This is a genomic window from Sphingobacterium sp. CZ-UAM (assembly GCF_002000245.1).
In the GTDB taxonomy this organism is placed as follows: Bacteria; Bacteroidota; Bacteroidia; order Sphingobacteriales; family Sphingobacteriaceae; genus Sphingobacterium.
This window is the reverse complement of sequence record NZ_MTCM01000010.1, coordinates 46998-67481: the sequence shown is the minus strand read 5'-3', so window position 1 is coordinate 67481 and position 20484 is coordinate 46998. Positions and strand designations below refer to the sequence as shown.

Annotated in this window: 16 protein-coding genes; 10 read left to right on the top strand and 6 right to left on the bottom strand. The window is 41.9% G+C overall.

Going from position 1 to position 20484, the window contains the following annotated elements; genetic code table 11:
* Window positions 1-197 precede the first annotated feature (197 nt).
* The 4 genes from BWD42_RS23400 (at window position 198) to BWD42_RS23385 (ending at window position 5589) form a co-directional block, all read left to right on the top strand.
* On the top strand, window positions 198-605 hold the full coding sequence (locus tag BWD42_RS23400) for a cytochrome c maturation protein CcmE (protein WP_077438836.1): 408 nt from the start codon (window positions 198-200) through the stop codon (window positions 603-605).
* Window positions 606-625: 20 nt separating this feature from the next.
* On the top strand, window positions 626-3085 hold the full coding sequence (locus BWD42_RS23395; protein WP_077438835.1) for a heme lyase CcmF/NrfE family subunit: 2460 nt from the start codon (window positions 626-628) through the stop codon (window positions 3083-3085).
* The gene (locus tag BWD42_RS23390; protein WP_077438834.1) at window positions 3085-3846 is read left to right on the top strand and encodes a Rossmann-like and DUF2520 domain-containing protein; all 762 of its coding nucleotides are present in this window, start codon (window positions 3085-3087) and stop codon (window positions 3844-3846) included. Before BWD42_RS23395 ends, BWD42_RS23390 begins: the two co-directional genes overlap by 1 nt.
* Before the next feature lie 186 nt (window positions 3847-4032).
* Window positions 4033-5589, top strand: coding sequence for an FMN-binding glutamate synthase family protein (locus BWD42_RS23385; protein WP_077438833.1), 1557 nt, complete (start codon window positions 4033-4035; stop codon window positions 5587-5589).
* Window positions 5590-5725: 136 nt separating this feature from the next.
* Here the strand turns inward: BWD42_RS23385 and BWD42_RS23380 are convergent, their stop codons facing one another.
* From BWD42_RS23380 to BWD42_RS23370, 3 genes are all read right to left on the bottom strand, one after another.
* Window positions 5726-6169: a MarR family winged helix-turn-helix transcriptional regulator gene (locus tag BWD42_RS23380; RefSeq protein ID WP_077438832.1), complete on the bottom strand. Its 444-nt coding sequence runs from the start codon at window positions 6167-6169 to the stop codon at window positions 5726-5728.
* Window positions 6170-6452: 283 nt separating this feature from the next.
* Window positions 6453-7229 (bottom strand): amidohydrolase, encoded by a 777-nt coding sequence (locus BWD42_RS23375; protein ID WP_077438831.1) that lies wholly within the window; start codon window positions 7227-7229, stop codon window positions 6453-6455.
* A gap of 82 nt (window positions 7230-7311) precedes the next feature.
* A complete protein-coding gene (locus tag BWD42_RS23370) occupies window positions 7312-8280 on the bottom strand; it encodes a polyprenyl synthetase family protein (protein ID WP_077438830.1) in 969 nt (322 codons plus the stop codon).
* 111 nt (window positions 8281-8391) lie between these two features.
* Here BWD42_RS23370 and BWD42_RS23365 point away from each other — a divergent pair, with 111 nt between their 5' ends.
* Both BWD42_RS23365 and BWD42_RS23360 read left to right on the top strand, forming a co-directional pair.
* On the top strand, window positions 8392-9561 hold the full coding sequence (locus tag BWD42_RS23365; RefSeq protein WP_077438829.1) for a glycosyltransferase family 4 protein: 1170 nt from the start codon (window positions 8392-8394) through the stop codon (window positions 9559-9561).
* Between the two features lie 11 nt (window positions 9562-9572).
* Entirely contained in the window at window positions 9573-9887 is a 315-nt protein-coding gene (locus BWD42_RS23360) for an iron-sulfur cluster assembly protein (protein ID WP_410528298.1), read from the top strand.
* Window positions 9888-9999: 112 nt separating this feature from the next.
* Here the strand turns inward: BWD42_RS23360 and BWD42_RS23355 are convergent, their stop codons facing one another.
* Window positions 10000-11241: a cation:proton antiporter gene (locus BWD42_RS23355; RefSeq protein WP_077438827.1), complete on the bottom strand. Its 1242-nt coding sequence runs from the start codon at window positions 11239-11241 to the stop codon at window positions 10000-10002.
* 3 nt (window positions 11242-11244) lie between these two features.
* Window positions 11245-11724, bottom strand: coding sequence for a cation:proton antiporter regulatory subunit (locus BWD42_RS23350; protein ID WP_077438826.1), 480 nt, complete (start codon window positions 11722-11724; stop codon window positions 11245-11247).
* 433 nt (window positions 11725-12157) lie between these two features.
* Here BWD42_RS23350 and BWD42_RS23345 point away from each other — a divergent pair, with 433 nt between their 5' ends.
* Together BWD42_RS23345 and BWD42_RS23340 are read left to right on the top strand one after the other, a co-directional pair.
* The gene (locus BWD42_RS23345) at window positions 12158-15187 is read left to right on the top strand and encodes a SusC/RagA family TonB-linked outer membrane protein (RefSeq protein WP_077438825.1); all 3030 of its coding nucleotides are present in this window, start codon (window positions 12158-12160) and stop codon (window positions 15185-15187) included.
* A 12-nt stretch (window positions 15188-15199) separates the two neighbouring features.
* Window positions 15200-16822 (top strand): RagB/SusD family nutrient uptake outer membrane protein, encoded by a 1623-nt coding sequence (locus BWD42_RS23340; protein ID WP_077438824.1) that lies wholly within the window; start codon window positions 15200-15202, stop codon window positions 16820-16822.
* Window positions 16823-16903: 81 nt separating this feature from the next.
* Here the strand turns inward: BWD42_RS23340 and BWD42_RS23335 are convergent, their stop codons facing one another.
* A complete protein-coding gene (locus tag BWD42_RS23335; protein ID WP_077438823.1) occupies window positions 16904-17683 on the bottom strand; it encodes an MBL fold metallo-hydrolase in 780 nt (259 codons plus the stop codon).
* A gap of 114 nt (window positions 17684-17797) precedes the next feature.
* Here BWD42_RS23335 and recJ point away from each other — a divergent pair, with 114 nt between their 5' ends.
* Entirely contained in the window at window positions 17798-19498 is a 1701-nt protein-coding gene (gene recJ / locus BWD42_RS23330; protein ID WP_077438822.1) for a single-stranded-DNA-specific exonuclease RecJ, read from the top strand.
* Between the two features lie 242 nt (window positions 19499-19740).
* On the top strand, window positions 19741-20475 hold the full coding sequence (gene lptB, locus BWD42_RS23325; protein ID WP_077438821.1) for an LPS export ABC transporter ATP-binding protein: 735 nt from the start codon (window positions 19741-19743) through the stop codon (window positions 20473-20475).
* The last annotated feature ends 9 nt before the right edge of the window (window positions 20476-20484 follow it).

Below are 20484 nucleotides of genomic sequence, written 5' to 3'. Positions count from 1 at the left end.
AAAGCGGTGGTAAGTCATGCACTAATTGTTGTTGAATATATAATCCATTAGGGGAAACTTAGAGGTGGCATTGAAGGCAGCCACAAAAGTGTAATTAAATCATACGAATGAAATTGTCATAAGGTATAGCCTGTTCAGATCATAATCGAGCAATTCCTTAGGATAGCTTCATCGCCGAATAAAAACAAATAATACTAATGAAAAAAAGTTCCATCATTCTAATCGCTATTATTGCAGTGGCTATTGCCATGATACTTGTGATCTATACAGATTCAAGTACCTACTCGACATTTACCGAGGCAAAAGAAAAGAAAACAGAACTGTATGTGGTGGGCCAGCTCAATAAGGATAAGGCACTTCACTATGATCCGAAAACAGATGCCAACAAATTCAGCTTTTTCATGTACGACAATGACGGTACAGAATGTGAAGTTATATTCAGAGGCGCGAAACCGCAGGACATCGAGCGTTCAGAACAGATTGTATTGACTGGCAAAATGGACGGGAATGTGTTTAGAGCAAGTAAAATATTGATGAAGTGTCCATCGAAATACAACGATAAATCGGTCGTGACGGAAATCAATGCCACAGCTTTCAATAATTAATCTGTAAAATCAATTTTTCAATGGACGTTAATTACGTTGGTGAGCACCTGCTTCCTGGGCAGATCGGACAATTCTTTATTGTTCTTTCCTTTGGTGCCGCACTTTTATCTTGTATCGCTTATTTTTTCGCGACTAAAAACCCTGAAGAGACTTCATGGAAAAAGATCGCCCGCATTGGATTTTGGATTAATGCGATTTCTGTTGTAGCCATTGGTTCAACCTTATTTTATATCATCTACAATCATTTATTTGAGTATAACTATGCTTGGGCGCACTCGTCCAAGACCTTACCAACATATTATATCATTTCCAGTTTTTGGGAGGGACAGGAAGGAAGTTTCTGGCTCTGGATGTTCTGGCAGACGGTATTAGGCGCGATATTGCTGTTCAAAGCCAAGAGCTGGGAGAATTCCGTGATGACCTTCGTGATGTTATGTCAGGCATTTTTGGCATCTATGATCGTAGGGGTAGAACTTTTCGGGTTACGTATCGGTAGTTCTCCATTTATCCTATTACGTGATGCGATGGATATTCCGATCTTAAAACAAGCCAATTACCTCTCGTTGATTACAGACGGAAACGGCTTAAACCCACTCCTGCAAAATTATTGGATGGTAATTCACCCACCAACCCTATTCCTTGGCTTTGCTTCCATGATTGTACCTTTCGCTTACGCTACCGGGGCATTATGGACCAAACGTTATAAAGAATGGATCAATGCCGCTTTGCCTTGGGCCCTATTTGCGGTCATGATTCTAGGCGCCGGGATCATTATGGGTTCGTTCTGGGCTTATGAGGCGCTCAACTTTGGTGGCTTCTGGGCCTGGGATCCAGTGGAAAATGCATCTATTATTCCTTGGTTTACCTTAATCGCAGCAGTACACGTTATGATTGCCTACAAAAACTCTGGGCATTCGTATTTTACGGCTACATTCCTAGCCATGATCAGCTTTGTGCTGGTCATCTATGCGTCTTACCTAACGCGTAGCGGTATCCTTGGCGAGACCTCCGTACACTCCTTCACCGATTTGGGAATGAGTGGACAATTGATCTTTTTCAATGTCGCATTTTTGGCCATTATGGTGGTCTTTCTTGTTGTTAAAAAGAAGGAAATGCCGATTACAGAAAAAGATGAAGATATCTATTCCAGAGAATTCTGGTTATTTATCGGTGCATTGGTGCTGACTGTTGCCTGTGCACAGATTATTGCCTCTACTTCTATTCCTGTATTTAACAAAATCTTTGGAACCAAGGTTGCTCCGCCTTTAGAACCGATCCAACATTATAATAAATGGCAATCCGGATTCGCGGTTATTGTCATGATCATGACCGGATTTACACAGTTCTTAAAATACAAACGCACCGATAGCCGCAAGTTTTTAGCGTCTACCGTCGCGTCCTTGGTGATTGCCATTATCCTGACAGCAATTATTTCTTATTTTACCAAAACCTACAGCAACCTGATCTACATCCTGATCACTTTTGCCAGTATCTTCTGTATTCTGGCCAATATCCGGGTGCTTGGTGACGCAGTCAAAGGTAAATGGAAACTGGCAGGTTCTTCGGTAGCCCATATAGGCTTCGGCCTATTGTTGATCGGCGCAATGGTTGCCGCTGCAACAAATGAGGTTATCTCGGTCAACAATACCGGATACATTGCTGTATCGGGTTTTGACAAAGTTGAAAAACCGGGGGAAAACTTATTCTTAACTGAAGGCCAGCCCGTACAAATGGGGGAATATAAAATCACCTATATCGGTGATAGTATCGTTGCACCAAATACTTATTACAAAATCAAGTACGAACGTGTCGATGAGGAAACGGGTAAAGTGAAAGAAGAATTTATCCTTCAGCCTTTCGCACAAAACAATGCCAAAATGGGTGGTTTGATCGGTACTCCGGCTACCAAACATTACATTACCCATGATGTATATACCCTGATCACTGCAGCGGCAGCAGAAAGCCAGGCACAACATGCAAAGGTTGCTGCCGAGGAGAAAACAGGTTTTGAAGATTATGAAGAACCAGCAACGTACGAAGTTAACATCGGCGATACACTACGTTACCGCAATGGTTACTATGTAATCGAAGGACTTAATAGGGATGCACATCTGGAAAAAATCCCGAAAGGCCCCAATGATGTGATGGTGGGTTTAAAAATCAAGGTTTTTTCAGCGGACAACAAACAATATGAAGTACAACCTATTTATTTAATCAAGGACGGTGGAATTTATGATTTCAATAAAGATGTCACAGATCAAGGTCTTAAATTTAGGTTTACAGGCATCAAACCGGATAAAGATAAGCTCGAAATCATGGTTTATCAAAAACCTTTGCCTGAGAAAAAATGGGTGGTCTTTAAGGCGATCAAATTCCCATACATCAACTTCTTTTGGTGCGGAACGATTGTCATGACCATTGGTTTCATCATGTCTATTGTCAGAAGAAATAAAGAGGAAAAACGAAAACTAGCAAAATAATGAACATTGTTATCTTAGGAAGCGGAAATGCCGCAACACATTTCGGGAAAGCGTTTCAACAGCTAGGACATCAGATCGTTCAAATCTATAGTAAAACAAAGGCCAATGCGGATGCATTGGCCTTTGCACTTCAATGTCCGGGTACAGACGATCTATCCCAACTGCTACCGCATGCTGACCTCTATCTGATTGCGGTAGCTGATCAGGCTATTCCTACTGTGGTAGACGGGATGCCACAGGACATCAACGGAATTGTTGTACATTGTTCTGGCGCAAGCGATATGGCTATATTGAGCCGTTTTAAGAAGTATGGCGTGGTCTATCCACCACAATCGCTTTCCAAAAACAAGATTGTGGACTTTTCGCTTATTCCATTTTGTGTAGAAGGCAATGATGCAAACACAACGGAGGCCTTACTTGGGCTAGCACGTAACTTTTCCTCCCGAAGTATCCACTGCGATTCACAGCAACGGCTAGCCATCCATCTGTCTTCCGTGCTGGTCAATAATTTCTCGAATATCCTATACCAGTTTGCCTATGAACTATTAGCGGAGCATAATCTGTCCTTTGACCTGGTCAAACCTATTATTTTGGAAACGGCAGAAAAGGTTCAAAACCACATTCCAATAACAGTTCAGACAGGTCCGGCAATTCGGGGAGACGAGACCACACAGCAAAAACATTTGAAATTTATTAGCAATAAACCAGATTTACAGCAAATCTATCAACTTTTGTCGCATCAGATTACTAAAAGAAAATAGTTTGTTAGAAACAGTTATAAACTTATCAAAACTTATTCGGGCATAGTAAATATAACTATTTACTTAGGGAACTTTAGTACATTTGCTGTGTCCAAAAGCGCATTTTGGAATGCTAATTGAGCAGTAATCTATTCAATTGGACTAAACATTAAAATAGCGAATTAAAACTAAACAATCGTATTTTCTATGGAAGTTAGAAAACTCATTATTTCAATAATGATTGTGATTAATTTAATCATTGTATCATTTGGCTTTATATTTACATCAAGCTGGTTTTGGTTATTGATCATTCCATTTCCGTTATTATTGATCGCCTTATACCATAGTTTCCAAACTAAACATGCGATTCTACGCAATTATCCTTTGGTTGGCTACTTTCGTTATATTTTCGAATCCATTCGTCCCGAATTAAGACAATACTTCTGGGAATCGGATATGGATGGCCGCCCATTCAATCGAAGACAGCGTTCCATTGTTTATCAACGGGCCAAAAACCAACGCGAGACAGTTGCATTTGGTATGCAAACAGATCCGCAGGCCGTGGGTAATGAGTGGGCTGCGCATTCTGTTTTTCCCTGTCATATTGAGAATCACGACTTAAGGACGAAAGTTGGAAATGAAGCCTGTAAAAAACCCTATAGCTTAAGTGTGTTCAATATCTCAGCAATGAGTTACGGTGCATTGAGCAAAACTGCGATTACAGCCTTAAATAAGGGAGCCGCACTGCAGAATTTTGCCCACAATACCGGTGAAGGTGGTATCAGTGATTACCATAACAACGGCGGTGATTTGATCTGGCAGGTCGGTACCGGTTATTTTGGATGCCGTAACTCAGAAGGTAAATTTGACCCTGAACTTTTCCGTGAAAAATCAAACCGTGAGAACGTGAAAATGATCGAGCTCAAACTTTCACAGGGCGCAAAACCGGGTCACGGTGGTATCCTACCGGCAGCCAAAAATACGCCTGAAGTTGCCGCGATACGCCACGTCATCCCCGGGACGGATGTCATGTCTCCACCGGCACATAGTGCTTTCTCTTCGCCAACAGAAATGATGCATTTCATCCAACAAATGCGTGATCTGTCAGGTGGAAAACCGATCGGATTTAAAATATGTATTGGTGACAAACATGAGTTTATGGACATCTGTCACGCCATGCAGAATACGCAGATCTTCCCAGACTTTATTTCGGTCGACGGATCTGAAGGCGGTACGGGTGCTGCACCGCTGGAATTTACGGATAACCTGGGAATGCCGCTTTATGATGCATTGGCATTTGTAACCAAAACCCTGATTGCATTTGGTTTGAAAAAACACATTAAAGTCATCGTGTCAAGCCGTATCGTAACTGGTTTTGATATCTTAAAAGTTATCGCTTTGGGCGCTGACGCATGCTATAGTGCACGTGGAATGATGTTCGCCCTAGGCTGTATTCAGGCCCTGAAATGTAATGAAGACGTTTGTCCTGTCGGTGTTGCAACACAGCAACCGCACCTGTACAAAGGCTTGGATGTAAACGATAAGTATGTCCGTGTCGCGCAATTTCACCGCAATACGTTACGGGCTACAGTAGAGATTATGGAAGCCTGTGGATTCAAAACTTTATCCGATGTTTCGGCAGATAAATTTTACCGCAAAGTAGATGCGATACGCACATTAAGTTTCCAGGAAATCTATTTTGGTACAGAAGGAAAATTGGTCAATAGCCATACGGACTTTGAAAGCAAGCTATTCGAAGATTAATTCCTTAATAGCAGAAAAAACAAGAAGCCCTCAGTCTTAGCAACGACTGAGGGCTTCTTGTTTTTTTCTTTTCCCCTATTGGACTATCGGTCCAGATAATTTCTTAATACGTGTGATTCACAACAACCGCACTGTACTATTTCAAATTGAATAATACGCGATGTAGCGTGGTATGCGAAAGTGCAATCTGATCTTCGGTCAATCCACCCAAAGCCTGTTCGATCGTATTGTTAGCTTGCTTCATACCTTCTTCTTTCATCTTTCTTCCGATTTTGGTCAAGTAGATCAAATTCGACCGCCTATCGTTTTTATCGTTGACACGGATCACCAGATTAAGCCGCTCCAGGTTGTTGATCAGGCGCGTGACACTGGGTTTATCCCGGAATGTCCGAATCGCCAGCTCCTGTTGGGTCAGCCCCTCCTCTACCCACAGATTGTACATAATACTCCATTGCTCTGAAGTAATACTGAGCCCCGCCTCCTTGAGATTGCGCTGCAATCTCCGCATAACAGCAATTGAATATTTTCCGGTCAGGAAATTATAAAAATACTCTTGCGATACTAAATCTTGGTCTAACATATAAATAATGGTTATGGTTGTTTACGCAACTTAAGTTGCTAATAAATATTATGCTCAAATCAAGACAAAAAAAAACTAAACTTATTTTGGCTAATACTTAGCCTAAATTACGTTTTTCTACAGTTGTGTCAAACAAATTTTATCAACATGCAATAAATAGATGTTAATAAATCATCATAAGCGATTTATAGTAAACTGAATTTAAGCATAAAAAAGGAGACAAACAAAATAAATTGCTTGTCTTTATACCTAATTCTAGCGGGAATCCCCTAGAAAGAAAGTGTTATCCGATTGTAAATGAATCCGAATCTTTTAAAAATGGAAATTTCTCCCGGGCTTCCAGTAAGTCATTGGGATTTAAAGTGAAGGTATATAAATCTTCATCTTCAGGCTTATAATAAACCACATCCCCAAGAGGTGATATACACATTGATCCGCCGGAGTAATAGATGTCATTGCCGTCGTGTCCGACACGGTTTACGCCAATAACATAGGCTTGGTTCTCAATGGCACGTGCCGGGATCAGTGCTCGCCAATGTGCTGAACGCTTGTCCGGCCAGCTTGCCGTATAAACAAGGATATCGTAGGCTGCATTTTGATTTTTGGACCATACCGGGAACCGGAGGTCATAACAGATCATTGGGCATATTTTCCAGCCTTTAATATCGACCAAAATACGTTCGTTGCCTGGTTCAAAATACTCACTTTCCTTGGATAGGCCAAAAAGATGGCGTTTATCGTATTTCACATATTTGCCATCAGGAAACATCCAAAGAAAGCGGTTGTAATATTTTCCATCCTCGGCAATAATCAAGGAGCCCGCGACCACACAGTTTAATGAACTTGCCATTTCAAACAACCATCTTGTTGTTGGCCCGTTGGCCGGTTCGGCACATTTTTCGACGTTGTTCGTGAATCCTGTATTAAACATCTCCGGTAAAATGATCAAATCGGTTTTCTCACGTAACGATGAAAGTCGCAACGCCAGATTATTCAGATTTTTCTCAATATTTTCCCAGAATAAATATGCCTGAAATACCGTGATTTTTAATGGATCCATGAACGTTATTTAAAATTTATTTAATTATTTAGTACAAAATAACCATTTATTGGCAAAATACGAATTTTAATAGAATTTCTCTCTACTGCTGTCTCACCAAAAGATTGTTTGCTAACAGTAGTAACGCTTCTTTACGTTCATTTGGTACATCTAAAGCATCCATTTTTTCGAATGCACGCTGTGTATATATATCCTTTAATTCGTCTGCCGATTTCCTGACCTGATACTTATCATATAAGCCAAGCATGGCTTCAACTTTTGTAGGAATCTCATCCACAGTTGCGTTTAACAAACGCTGCATCAACGGAACATCCTCCGCTGCAATGACCTCCATCAGTTTGACCAGTAGAAAAGTTTTTTTATTGATCATAATATCGCCGCCAACGATTTTGCCAAAAGTATCGGGATTACCATAAGCATCCAATATATCATCCTGCAACTGAAAAGCCAAGCCAACATTCTCCCCAAAATCATAGATCAATTGTTGCTGCTCCTCGTTCGCTCCCGAAAGAATAGCGCCAAGCTGCAATGCGCCCCCCAGAAGTACAGATGTTTTCAAACGGATCATCTCCAAATATTCGTCCATCAGCAGTGACGCACGGCTTTCATAGTCCATATCCAACTGTTGACCTTCACAGACCTCCATCGCCACTTTGCTCAGGATCCGTAGGGTTGCGGGCAGATAAACCGGATTACATTTGGATATTTCCTCATAAGCCTTGACCAATAATCCATCCCCAGACAGAATAGCAATATTTGCATCCCATTTTTCGTGGACCGTGGTCTTTCCCCGTCGCAAAGGTGCTTTATCCATCAGATCATCATGTATCAAGGAAAAATTGTGAAAAAATTCCACGGCCTTTGCCGCTGGAATAATTTCGTCCATTTCTTGCATGCCGAATAACTCGGCTGCCATCAATGTTAGCACTGGTCGAACTCTCTTACCGCCCAAAGTCAATATATACCGTATGGGATCATATAAATTTGTTGGAGTTTCGGGAAATTGACTTGTCTCTATCGCCGCTATCACGAGCTGTTGTAAATGTTGCATATATCTTTACGATCGAATCATGCGAATATAGCAATAATCATATAGAAATGGCAATTTTGTACCGTTCAATGCATTCGGGTCAAAATCGTACCTTTGTATAAGTCTTTTGTTATGCGCATACTGATTATCCATACATACTATCAAACACCGGGTGGAGAAGATACCGTCTTTCAACAGGAATCATCACTTCTCGCACAGGGCCATCAGGTCAGCACCCTGACTTTTCAAAATAAAAAAGGCTGGCGCGGAGCTTTACAGACCTTGGGCTCGATCTGGAATATTTTTGCTGCAAATAGACTGAAAAAAGCAATACGCGAATTTAAACCAGATGTCGTCCATCTCCATAATACACATTATGCTGCTGGACCAATTTTGATACGCACAATCGCCAAACAAGGTATTCCGCAGGTGATGACCCTGCACAATTTTAGATTACTTTGTCCCTCGGCAACACTATATCACCATAATCACCTATTTCTGGATTCGCTCCAAGAAGAGTTTCCCTGGACTGCCATCAAAGAGAAAGCATTTAATGACTCCGTCATAAAAACATTTCAGCTTGCGTTTAACTACTGGTTTCACCGAAAGATAGGCACCTGGCACAAAGTCAACCGTTATATTAATTTAAGCAGTTTTGCAAAGACGATATTTGTAGATTCCACATTGAGGGTACCAGCAAATAAATTTGAAGTAAAAGCCAATTTTGTTTTTCCTTCAACTTTACCGACGGAAAGGCCAAAACCTTATTTTATCTATGTAGGCAGGCTATCCGACGAAAAAGGAATATTAAATCTGATTGAATCCCTGAAAGGCAAGGAACTGGAGCTACACATTATCGGCGGCGGTCCGCTCGAGGAAGAGGTCAAAAAGCGGATAACAGGTCATGCCAACATCCATTATCTAGGCTTTAAGTCCCGGAGCGAGATTTTACCATTGGTTGCTGCCGCACAGGCTCTAGTCGTTCCCTCCATCTGTTTCGAGGGAATGCCGATTACTATCCTTGAGGCCTATTCGGTTGGAACGCCGGTACTCAGCTCAAACCTTGGGCCATTGCCCGAAATGATTATCCCGAATAAAACCGGCGATACATTCGACCCGCACAATAAAGACCAGATTGCAGCCTGTCTCGCCCGATGGAGTAGTAAAACAATGGATGAAAAAGATGAGATAAGAAAGACCTGTATGGCCTATTATTTTAGTAATTTTACTCCTGAACTAAACGAGAGCAAACTATTAGCGGTCTATAACAACGCTATCGAAGATAAAAAACTGAACAAATGAGCATTATAATAATGGATAAGCTGGGTTTGGCAGCACAAATCCAAGCTGTTTTGGAGACGATCTATGATCCCGAATTAAAGCCTGCCAACATTGTGGACCTGGGACTGGTCTATGAAATTATCACCAAGGAAGACGGCACTGCAAAGATCGTCATGACACTGACAGCACCAGGCTGTCCCGTTGCAGGAGAGATCATGAACGAAGTACAGGAAAAAGTTGCGGGGGTCGAGGGAGTCAAAGAAGCCTTGGTCGAATTGACTTTTGATCCACCCTGGAACAAAGAAATGATGTCCGAAGAAGCAAAACTTGAGCTTGGATTCTTATAGTCATCCTTAAAAATATGCAATGCCTCCAAAAACTAATTTAGGAGGCATTTTTTATTATAATACTATTTTGACCTATCGCTACGGTGAAAGAGCAGCGCAAAAAAGATTAGAATTACCCGGCACTGTTATTTTCCAGATCGCTCAATTTCTTCAGCGGTTTGGCTGTATTAGCATCACTTCCAAACAGCAGTTTCCATAGCTTACGGGACTCTTTGGTCAACAGGGGTGATACAATGGAAAGGATCAACACGTAAACCACGACGAACGACTGGATAACAGGCAGCAAAGCCCCAGCCTTACCGATATTGGCCATAATAATGGAGAACTCTCCACGTGCGGATAAGGTAAAGCCAATGTCAAACGATGTTTTCGGTTTCATTCCAGAAAATTTAGCCGCAAAATAGCCCGAGGCAAGATTTCCCATCACAGTGACCAAAGCTGCTATTGAAGCCCAAAAAACTGCTCCTCCCAATGACATAATATCTATCGACAGCCCGAAGCTAAAGAAGAACATTGCCCCAAAGAAGTCTTTATAAGGCAATACCATTGCTTCAATTTTTTTGATATACTGCGAATCAGCGAGTACCAATCCCGCCATCAATGCACCAATGGCCTCCGCAACATGAATGGTTTCTGAAAATCCGGCAACGATAAAAAGCAGGGCAAAAATAACCAGTATAAATAGTTCAGAAGTTTTCTCCTTCAACAAACGGTCGATGGCCGGAACCAGCTTACGACCCAAAACCAAAAATGCCAGAATAAAACCCAATGCCAACAGGGAAGTCCCAGCAACCGTCCAAAAGGAGCTGCTCCCCGTTAATATCAGTCCTGATAAAAAGGAAATATGCATTGCGATAAAAAGATCGTCGAACATAATCATCCCCATGATGACTTCAGTCTCCGGATTTGCCGTCCGTTTGAGATCTGTGAGTACCTTAGCCACAATCGCTGTTGAAGAACTTGTCATAATACCACAAAGCACCATCATCTCCTTAAAAGGCATATCCATTAGCCAGCCAATCAGCAGCCCCGAGGTAAAGTTAAGCAGGACATAGATTGTCCCTCCAGTTACAATAGCTTTGCCAGACTTAATAAGCCGATTGACAGAAAACTCCAGCCCCAGATAAAACAGGAGAAATAATACCCCTAACCTGCCCATAAAATCTATAAAGGGTTTGCTTTCCGTAAATGACAGATCCACCAACCCGATCTGGGGGGCATGTTGCCCCAATACCATCCCAATAATAATGAAAAAAGGAATAACGGAAAACTTAAGCTTGTTGGCAATCAATCCAACAATAGCGACAAGTCCGACAGCGATTCCAATTTCCAGTATTAAGGTATGTGATAGCATAGATTACAGTAAAATTTCTTTTAAAAGTTTGATGTTGTTTTTCTTTCCTGCAATGACCAAGGTGGTACCCGGCGTAATCAGATAAGAAGGCCCTGGATTGATGACCGTTTCATCGTCTCTAATCCCAGCAATAATGGACGCTCCGGTACGTTGCCGAACTTCCAGTTCTCCGATTGTTTTCCCTGCTCCTTCCCATTTGCCCTCCAGCTTGTACCACTCGATGCGCAAGTCATCCAAAGCGACTTCAATTGTTTCCAAGGCCTTCGGCTTATAGGACAAACCACCTATAATGCCCGCTATCTGACGGGATTCGTCATCATTGAGCGTCATTACGCAACGTGATTCATGCTCTTCGTCATCATAGCGATACAGTTCCCGCCGACCATCATCGTGGATCACAACAACCATATTGTCTCCCGCATCGGTTTCAATTTGAAATTTCTTACCAATTCCAATCAGATCGGACTCTCTTACAATAGACATAATCTTCTATTTAAATAAATACCAATAATAACAGCAAAACGCCGTTTTACTAAAAACAAATTTAACCAAAAATTTAATGTTAAACGAATCCTCCACACACGGCATCAGGATATATGAACAAGCAGATTACCCCAATATACTAAAAAAAGATCAGAAAAACGAGCTTTAAAGGTTCTATCTCAACGTAAACGAATACGATAATTTTAATACTTATTATTGATATATGCCAACATGCTGCCTTAAACCAGCCATACATAGAGGGGACTGCCTAGTTATAGGCTCTAAAACACGGTGTTGTATTTTATTACAAAAATGAATTTCTATAACGTTTTCGTAGTTCGTGCAATCGTTTGTTCAAAGATGCAAAGAAACGGCACCGCTTAATTTCTTTATACTTGCCGCCAATAAAACTAGCGAATCTAAATTACACACTATGGTCAAAAAGAGTCACCTCATTCTACTGACACCCCTAACAATTCTCTCAGTAGCAGCGCCTTTTTATGTAGCAGCGCGTCCCAATAATCCTAAGACTGCCATTGCCCAAGCTGTCCCTCAACAATCCATTTCGGGAAAAGTAGTGGACGAAACTGGAAAACCGATCAGCGGAGTTACAGTATCAGAGAAAGGCAAAACAGCAGCCACCACGACTGGACAAGATGGTAGATTTACACTGACAGTCACATCACAAAATGCCACATTGGTCTTTAATTCCATCGGATTTATTGCACAGGAATTACCAGCTTCTCAAGTCGCTGAAGTAACCTTGAAAAAATCCGAAGACATGCTGGAAGAGGTTGTCGTTGTTGGTTATGGTAAACAGAAGAAAAGCGACCTTACTGGTAGTGTTGCCACTGTGGAAGCGAAATCTTTAGATCGGATCAATTCTCCGAATATCGTGGACAAGCTCCAGGGCAAGGTTTCTGGCTTAGCCATCAATTCTGGAAATGCTAAACCAGGAGAAACCGCAGCGATCAATATACGTGGTGAAAATTCAATTTCCGCTTCCAACAGTCCATTGATAATTTTGGATGGAATCCCTTTCAGCGGATCATTGGGTGATATTGCCTCTAATACCATTGCGAGCATTTCCGTATTAAAAGATGCCTCTTCTACGGCCATCTATGGCTCACGGGCGGCAAATGGCGTCATCCTAATCACCTCCAAAAAGGGTGCTGCCGGAAAAGCACGCATCAATTACAATGGTTATTTTGGATTGCAGAGTGTAGAGCGTCGTCTGAAATTGATGAATGGTCCACAATACATTCAGTTTATGCGTGACTATCAAGCCTCTAAAGGCAAAACAGGTGACCAGCTTAACCCCGAAAACTACCTTTTTGCGAATGTACTTGAACAATATAAGAAAGGTCAAGAAGTCAATTGGCAAAATGAAGTTTTTAACAGCGGGGCTCCGATTCACGAACATCAACTCAGCTTTTCTGGTGGTACTGATAAATCCGATTATTATGCATCAGTAAGTTACCTCAATCAGGATGGTGTAGTTAAAAATACACCATACGAACGCTATAATGTCAATCTAAATCTCAATCAAAGCCTAAATTCATGGCTCAAACTAGGCTTGACCATGCAGGCTACACAGGGAAACCGTGAGGGTATTCAACCCAACTTAGAGAGCGTGGTAAAACTAGCGCCTTATAGCAAAAACCGGGATGAAAACGGTACAGCAGTCACCTATCCAATGTACGCACAGACATTATGGGGTCACCCTTTCGCTGACGAAAATGGTCAATGGGATGAAACTAGACGGACTGTTTATGCAAACTCTTGGTTAGATGTCAAGCTTCCGATTGAAGGACTAAGCTTCAAGTCTACGTTCGGCACAAATTATAGAAATATCAATGAAAACTCTTATTATGGTTCAAATACCCTGACGGGCCGGGGTGTGAATGGACGGGGAGAAATAAAAAATGATCATTTCTGGGATTGGACATGGGAGAATCTCCTAACTTACGACCGGAGTTTTGGTGATCATAAAATTAACGTGGTCGGACTTTATTCCTCGCAAAAGACCAATCTCAAGACATCTAAAATGACTGGCGATGATTTTGTTTCGGACGCCGGCTACAATAACATGGCTTCTGCTTCAAAAAACCTAAAAATGGAATCGAAGCTGGAGAACACCGCGATGATTTCTTATATGGGACGGATCAACTATTCATTCAAAGATCGTTACTTACTAACTTTGACAGGCCGTTCGGATGGTTATAGCGCGTTTTCTGTTGATAACAGGTATGCTTTCTTCCCTTCTGTCGCCGGGGCATGGGTCATTTCCAAAGAAGGGAGTGTGCAAGAATACTTTGATCTGCTAAAACTGCGGGTTTCGTATGGTAAAAACGGAAATCAGGCGGTATCTCCCTATCAGACCTATGATCGTTTGACGAATATAGACTACATCTATGGATTAGACCCTGTCAAAGGGCTAGTGATGAATTTCAATGGCCGTGGGAGCAATCTGACATGGGAAACTACTTCATCTTTAAATGTCGGTTTAGATTTTGGCATTCTTCAAAATCGTCTTTCGGGAACAATTGACTATTATACATCCAAGACAACAGATCTCTTACTGAGTGAACAAGTACCGGTGATGAATGGATACAATACGATTTTGAATAATATTGGTGAAACCTCCAATAAGGGATTTGAAATCACATTGAATGCTGTTAACGTCAAAAATGACAATTTCCAATGGAATACAACAGCTAATTTTGCATACAATAACAATAAGATAACCAAATTGCGTGCAGATGGTAAGGATGATTTGACAAATGCTTGGCTTATCGGTAAACCGATTCGTATTTTTTATGATTACAAAGTGATTGGGGTATGGCAGGAAGGTGAGGATATTGCGAACTCTTATCAGCCGAAAGCGAAACCAGGTGATGCGAAATTAGCTGATTTAAATAACGATGGTAAAATAGATGCGAGTGACCGCACGGTCATGGGCAACAAAATTTCACCCTACACTCTTGGTATCGGCAATGATTTTACGTACAAAAATTTCTCTCTTTCCATTTTTATGAACGGTGCTTTTGGCGGCACAAAAGTGGATGATTTTAAAAATATAGAGCGTTTTTTACCGAACAATGGAGCTAATTATCTCGCAGATATGCCCTATTGGACCCCACAGAATCCAAGTACAGACATACCTTCTCCAGGTTACACACCTGTCAACAACCATACTTATTACATCAATTCAGCCTATTGGCGGATCCGTGATCTGAGTTTAGGTTATACATTTGAAGGTGACTTTTTAAAACGTTTGAATCTTTCCTCTGTCAGAGCATTTATCAACGCCCGCAATGTCTACACATTCTCCAAGATAAAAGGATATAATGTGGAAGCATTGGGTGTCAGTTCAACAACAGGAAATCCAACGACAACAAATATTGCCTACCCCTATCCTGTTGCCCGGACAGTCTCATTGGGATTAAATGTTCAATTTTAACATCTCTACATCATGAAGAAAAAAAATACAACTTTATATGCAGTCATTGCCGGTATAAGCTTAGTCATTAGCGGTTGCAGCAAAAATTTTTTAAACGAAGACACCAGCAGTTTTCAATCGCCAGATAATACATACATCAATACAAAAGGTTTCGAAACTGGATTGAACGGCCTTTATGCTTACGCCCGCATGGAATTCTGGACCTGGAACAACAGCATCTTCTCTCAGGGGGCGACCCCACAGGAGGCTCTACAGGTCGGTACAGACATTGTCGCGATTAAAACTACAGGAACCGATGCAACTTTGGCACCTTTTAGCAATTATAGCCTAAACCCAGCTTCGTCTTATGTACGCAATTACTGGAAGTATGCCTATGGTTTTATCGGCAATACCAATATTATCCTGGAAGCATTAACTAAAAACACAATCCAATGGACTGACAAGGAGAATGATCCAAAACGTGTGGAAGCTACAGCCCGTTTTTTCCGTGCATATAGCTATCGTTATTTGATCAACCTCTATGGCGATGTGCCTTGGGTAGACAAGGTGTCAGCAACACCACGACGCGATTTTACCCGTACAGCGAAAGCTGAAGTCTTGGCACATATGATTGACGACCTCAAATATGCTGGAGACAACCTTCCGGACAACCCTGGGACTGTACAGGAAGGGAAATTGACAAAATGGGCCGCATTGCATTACCTTGCAGAGGCTTATATCCAGGCAGGACAGCCTGACCTCGCTGCAGAAGCAGCAAATAAGGTCATTCAAAGCGGTTATTTTAAACTGAACGATCAACGCTTTGGAGCGGAGAAAGATAAAGCGGGTGATTATTTCCATGATATGTTTATCGAAAACAATCAAAATCGCTCGTCTGGCAATCAAGAAACTATATGGGCAATTCAGCTGGAATACAATACCCAGGGAGGTGGAGACAATTATACCGACTGGAGCAAACGTGCATGGGTTCCTTTTTATTCCCAACAAAAAGGTTTTGCCCTTGCCGACTCACTAGGCGGTAGGGGTCTTGGCCACGTACGCCCTTACCAATGGTGGTTGGATAGTTATGAAAAACAAGACGTTAGAAATTCACCTTACAATATCAAACGGGACTGGTATTATAATGATCCTTCCGTTCCTGAACTTTATGGCAAAAAGGTTGAGCTAACCGATGCCATAATGTCTTCTGGCAATGTATTTCCAACCATTACCAAATTTTTCTATGGGAAAACCGCAGCAAACCCGGCATTTGAAGGTAACATGAAAGATCGGGTCAAAATCCGATTGGCAGAAACTTATCTTTTATTGGCCGAGGCATACATGCGGGCGAATAAACCGGACCTAGCAAAAGATGCCATCAATATTGTGCGCTCCCGGGCCAAAGCCTCACCAATAAATACCTCGGCAATCAACGAAGATTTTATATTGGATGAACGTGCAAGAGAGCTTATGGGCGAAGAAATGCGCAGAATGACATTATCTCGTTTCGGAGCAGACGTTTTCCTACGCCGTGTACAGGCACTTAACCCACAATCTAAAGATGTGGTCAAAAAAGAATTTATTCTTTGGCCTATCCCACAGGAAGTCATTGACAGCAATACTGGTGCTGCTTTCCCGCAGAATGCCGGATATTAAGCCTTACGCAAAAGCCTCATGGATCTCAACATCCATGAGGCTTTTTGATTGGTATATGATCTATTTTCAGCTGCTTTATTTTTACTTTGCCTCGATCAGTTTGTAGCTACCATCTGGACGTTGTTGGCCACGTCCAAGGGTAATCCCTTTGGAATGATAAAACAGGAAGATCCAACCCGCTGGAGCTCCCGCTTCCCAGTACACTTGCCGTAGCTCTTTGGAGCGTCTTCCGTCAAAATCGTATTTAGCGACGTAGTTATGAACAATTTCTTCTGGCTCAGGCAGTACATCACCTCCGAAAAAATAATGCTGTCCGTTGCTACAGATATGAAAGGCCTGGTGATGTGCTGTATGTCCGCCATTATGCGAATAGCTGATCTCCGCGTTTACCTGGCCCTCACCTTCGACCAACACAAGATTTCCACTCCGTTGGACCACATCAAAAATCTCGGTACGGTATGACGCGGAAATTCCGGAGTAGGCATCCTCCCATTCTCCCCGCTGCACAATATATTCAGCCTCTGGAAATGCAATGCGAGGGGAGCCACTTTCCATACTTACCATACCGCCGGCATGATCTTTATGCAAATGTGACATCAACACATATTTTACATCATCGGGTTCATACCCCAATTTGCGGATATTGTTGTGCAACTTCAGCACACAGCGGTCATCGGTATGCCCCAGGCCGGTATCACAGAGCACAATACCTGACGTAGTTTTGATCAAAAAAGGGTGGACATGGATAAACATGGATCCCGGGCGATCTTTTGGGTCATCTACAGAAGGATCAAAAGGAACAAATTTTCTACTTTTATCAACGGAAAAAGAACCTTCATATAAAGAATATGCCTGTACCATATTTAAAACATTGGGAATATGCACGTTAAGCAACGGGTGGTCAATACCGGGTTTAGGAATTAGGTAAGTCCAGCCTTAAAACGTATATTTACACTTAAAATATTGTGCAAAGATATGCAAAAAAGGTGGGTACTAAAATCTAAAACTGATGTCAAAATAACCAACAAACTGCGCGAGGAATTAAATATCAACGCTGTGTTAGCGGAGTTGCTCGTCAACAGGGGAATTGGAAGTTTTGACGAAGCGAAACAGTTTTTTAGACCACAATTGTCCGATTTGCACGATCCTTTTTTGATGAAGGATATGGAAAAGGCCATCGCCAGAATCATTCAGGCTATCGGCAACAAAGAAAAGATCCTGATCTATGGTGATTACGATGTGGATGGTACCACCGCTGTCGCTGTAGTCTATAGCTTTTTCAGAGAATTTCATAGTCAATTGGAATTTTATATTCCCGACCGTTACGCGGAAGGCTATGGCATATCCACCCAGGGCATTGATTACGCCGCTGCCAATGGTTTTTCTTTAATTATCGCATTGGACTGTGGGATTAAGGCTATTGATAAAATCGACTATGCCAACACAAAGGGGATCGACTTTATCATTGGCGACCACCATCTTCCTGGTGAAGAACTTCCAAAGGCTTTTGCCGTATTGGATCCAAAACGCGCAGATTGTGATTATCCCTATAAGGAACTTTCGGGTTGTGGTATCGGCTTCAAGATCATCCAGGCTTTTATTCTGACCAATGGCATGGATATCAATACCTGTTATCAGTTTTTAGACCTGGTTGCCGTCAGTATTGCCTCAGATATCGTCCCAATTACGGGCGAAAATAGGATCTTAAGCCATTTCGGACTGATCAAGCTCAACTCTAATCCCTGTGTGGGATTAAAAGCATTGATTGACCTATCCAATAATAGAACAAAAATATTTACGGTCAATGATATTGTTTTTCAGATCGGCCCACGCATCAATGCAGCTGGCCGCATTGACCATGCCAAAGATGCTGTCAAGTTATTAATTTCAAAATCTTTACAGGAAGCAAAAGACTTTAGTTCGAGCATTGATGACCAAAACAATGTCCGCAAAGATTTTGATCTCAAAATAACCGAAGAGGCGCTGGCGCTGATTGAAGACAACGTTGTTCTCAAGAGCCGAAAATCTACCGTATTATACAAATCCGACTGGCATAAGGGGGTCATCGGTATTGTCGCTTCGCGATTGACCGAAAAATATTACCGCCCCACAATTATATTGACGGAAACAAATGGCCATATCGCGGGTTCCTGTCGATCGGTGATCGGATTTGATTTATATGAAGCACTGAGCGAATGCGCTGACCTGCTCGAGCAATTTGGAGGTCATAAATATGCTGCAGGCCTGACGATGTCATTGGAAAATGTCAGTCTGTTTCAAGATCGCTTTGAAGAAGTTGTCGCCCGACGGATTAGCCCCGAAATGCTGACACAGGAGATCCAGATCGATGCTAAGCTTCATCTGAAAGATATAGACGCCAAGTTTTTCCGTATCCTTCAACAATTTGAACCTTTCGGCCCGCAAAATGAGTCGCCAATTTTCCTGAGCAAAAAGGTGAGTTCAGTGGGACCGGCTTTCCCTGTAGGTACAAATCATTTAAAAATGACCGTTGTCCAGGAAGATTCCGCATCTTTTGATTGCATCGGTTTTGGATTAGCAGAACATATTGACCATATCAATTCAGGACAAAGTTTCGACATCTGTTATAGCATCGAAGAGAATGTGTGGCGCAATAAAAGAAACTTGCAACTAAATATCAAAGGAATCCAATATTAAGGTTTTAATTTGAATAATGCGTATAATTAGATTCTTAAAATAGCTGCACTCTTCAGATCTAAATACTAGCATCTAAATACATAATTCTAAAAAGATATTAAATATATTTACCATAGATTTGTACGAAAATGTTCCAACAGCAATTTCCATATCAGATTCAGTGTTAGCTGATTTTTTTTGACAACTGAAAAGGAATAGATGCTTAAGGAAAGAACAATACAGCGAAAAGATAGATCAAGAAGATGATTTTAAAGGCAGAACATCTCATAAAAAAATATAAACAACGTACAGTTGTGAACAACGTTTCCTTTCATGTGGAGCAAGGAGAAATTGTCGGGTTATTGGGGCCAAATGGTGCCGGAAAGACAACATCATTCTATATGATTGTTGGACTGATCAAACCCAATGAGGGCAAAGTATTCCTGGATGACCTGGAGATCACACAGGACGCGATGTACCAGCGTGCGCAACGCGGAATAGGCTATTTGGCTCAGGAGGCATCTGTCTTCCGAAAATTATCTGTGGAAAATAATATCCTTGCAGTATTGGAGATCCATTACCCCAACAAAGAAGAACGCATGGCCAAGCTGGAAGAACTGTTATCCGAATTCAGCCTGCACCGCGTCCGTAAAAATAGAGGTGACCTTTTGTCCGGGGGTGAGCGCCGCCGTACGGAAATCGCCAGGGCCCTAGCGGCAAATCCATCGTTTATCTTATTGGATGAGCCCTTTGCGGGGGTTGACCCGATTGCCGTAGAGGAAATACAGACGATCGTTGCGAAACTCAAAACACGTAATATTGGTATCCTCATCACCGACCACAACGTACAGGAAACCTTGTCCATTACGGACAGAGCTTATCTTTTGACCGAAGGAAAGATTATGCTTACGGGCACACCGGAAGAAATTGCCGATAATGAGCTGGCACGTAAATTCTACCTCGGTCGTCATTTTGAATTAAGAAGGAAAAAATTTTAAAGCATAACG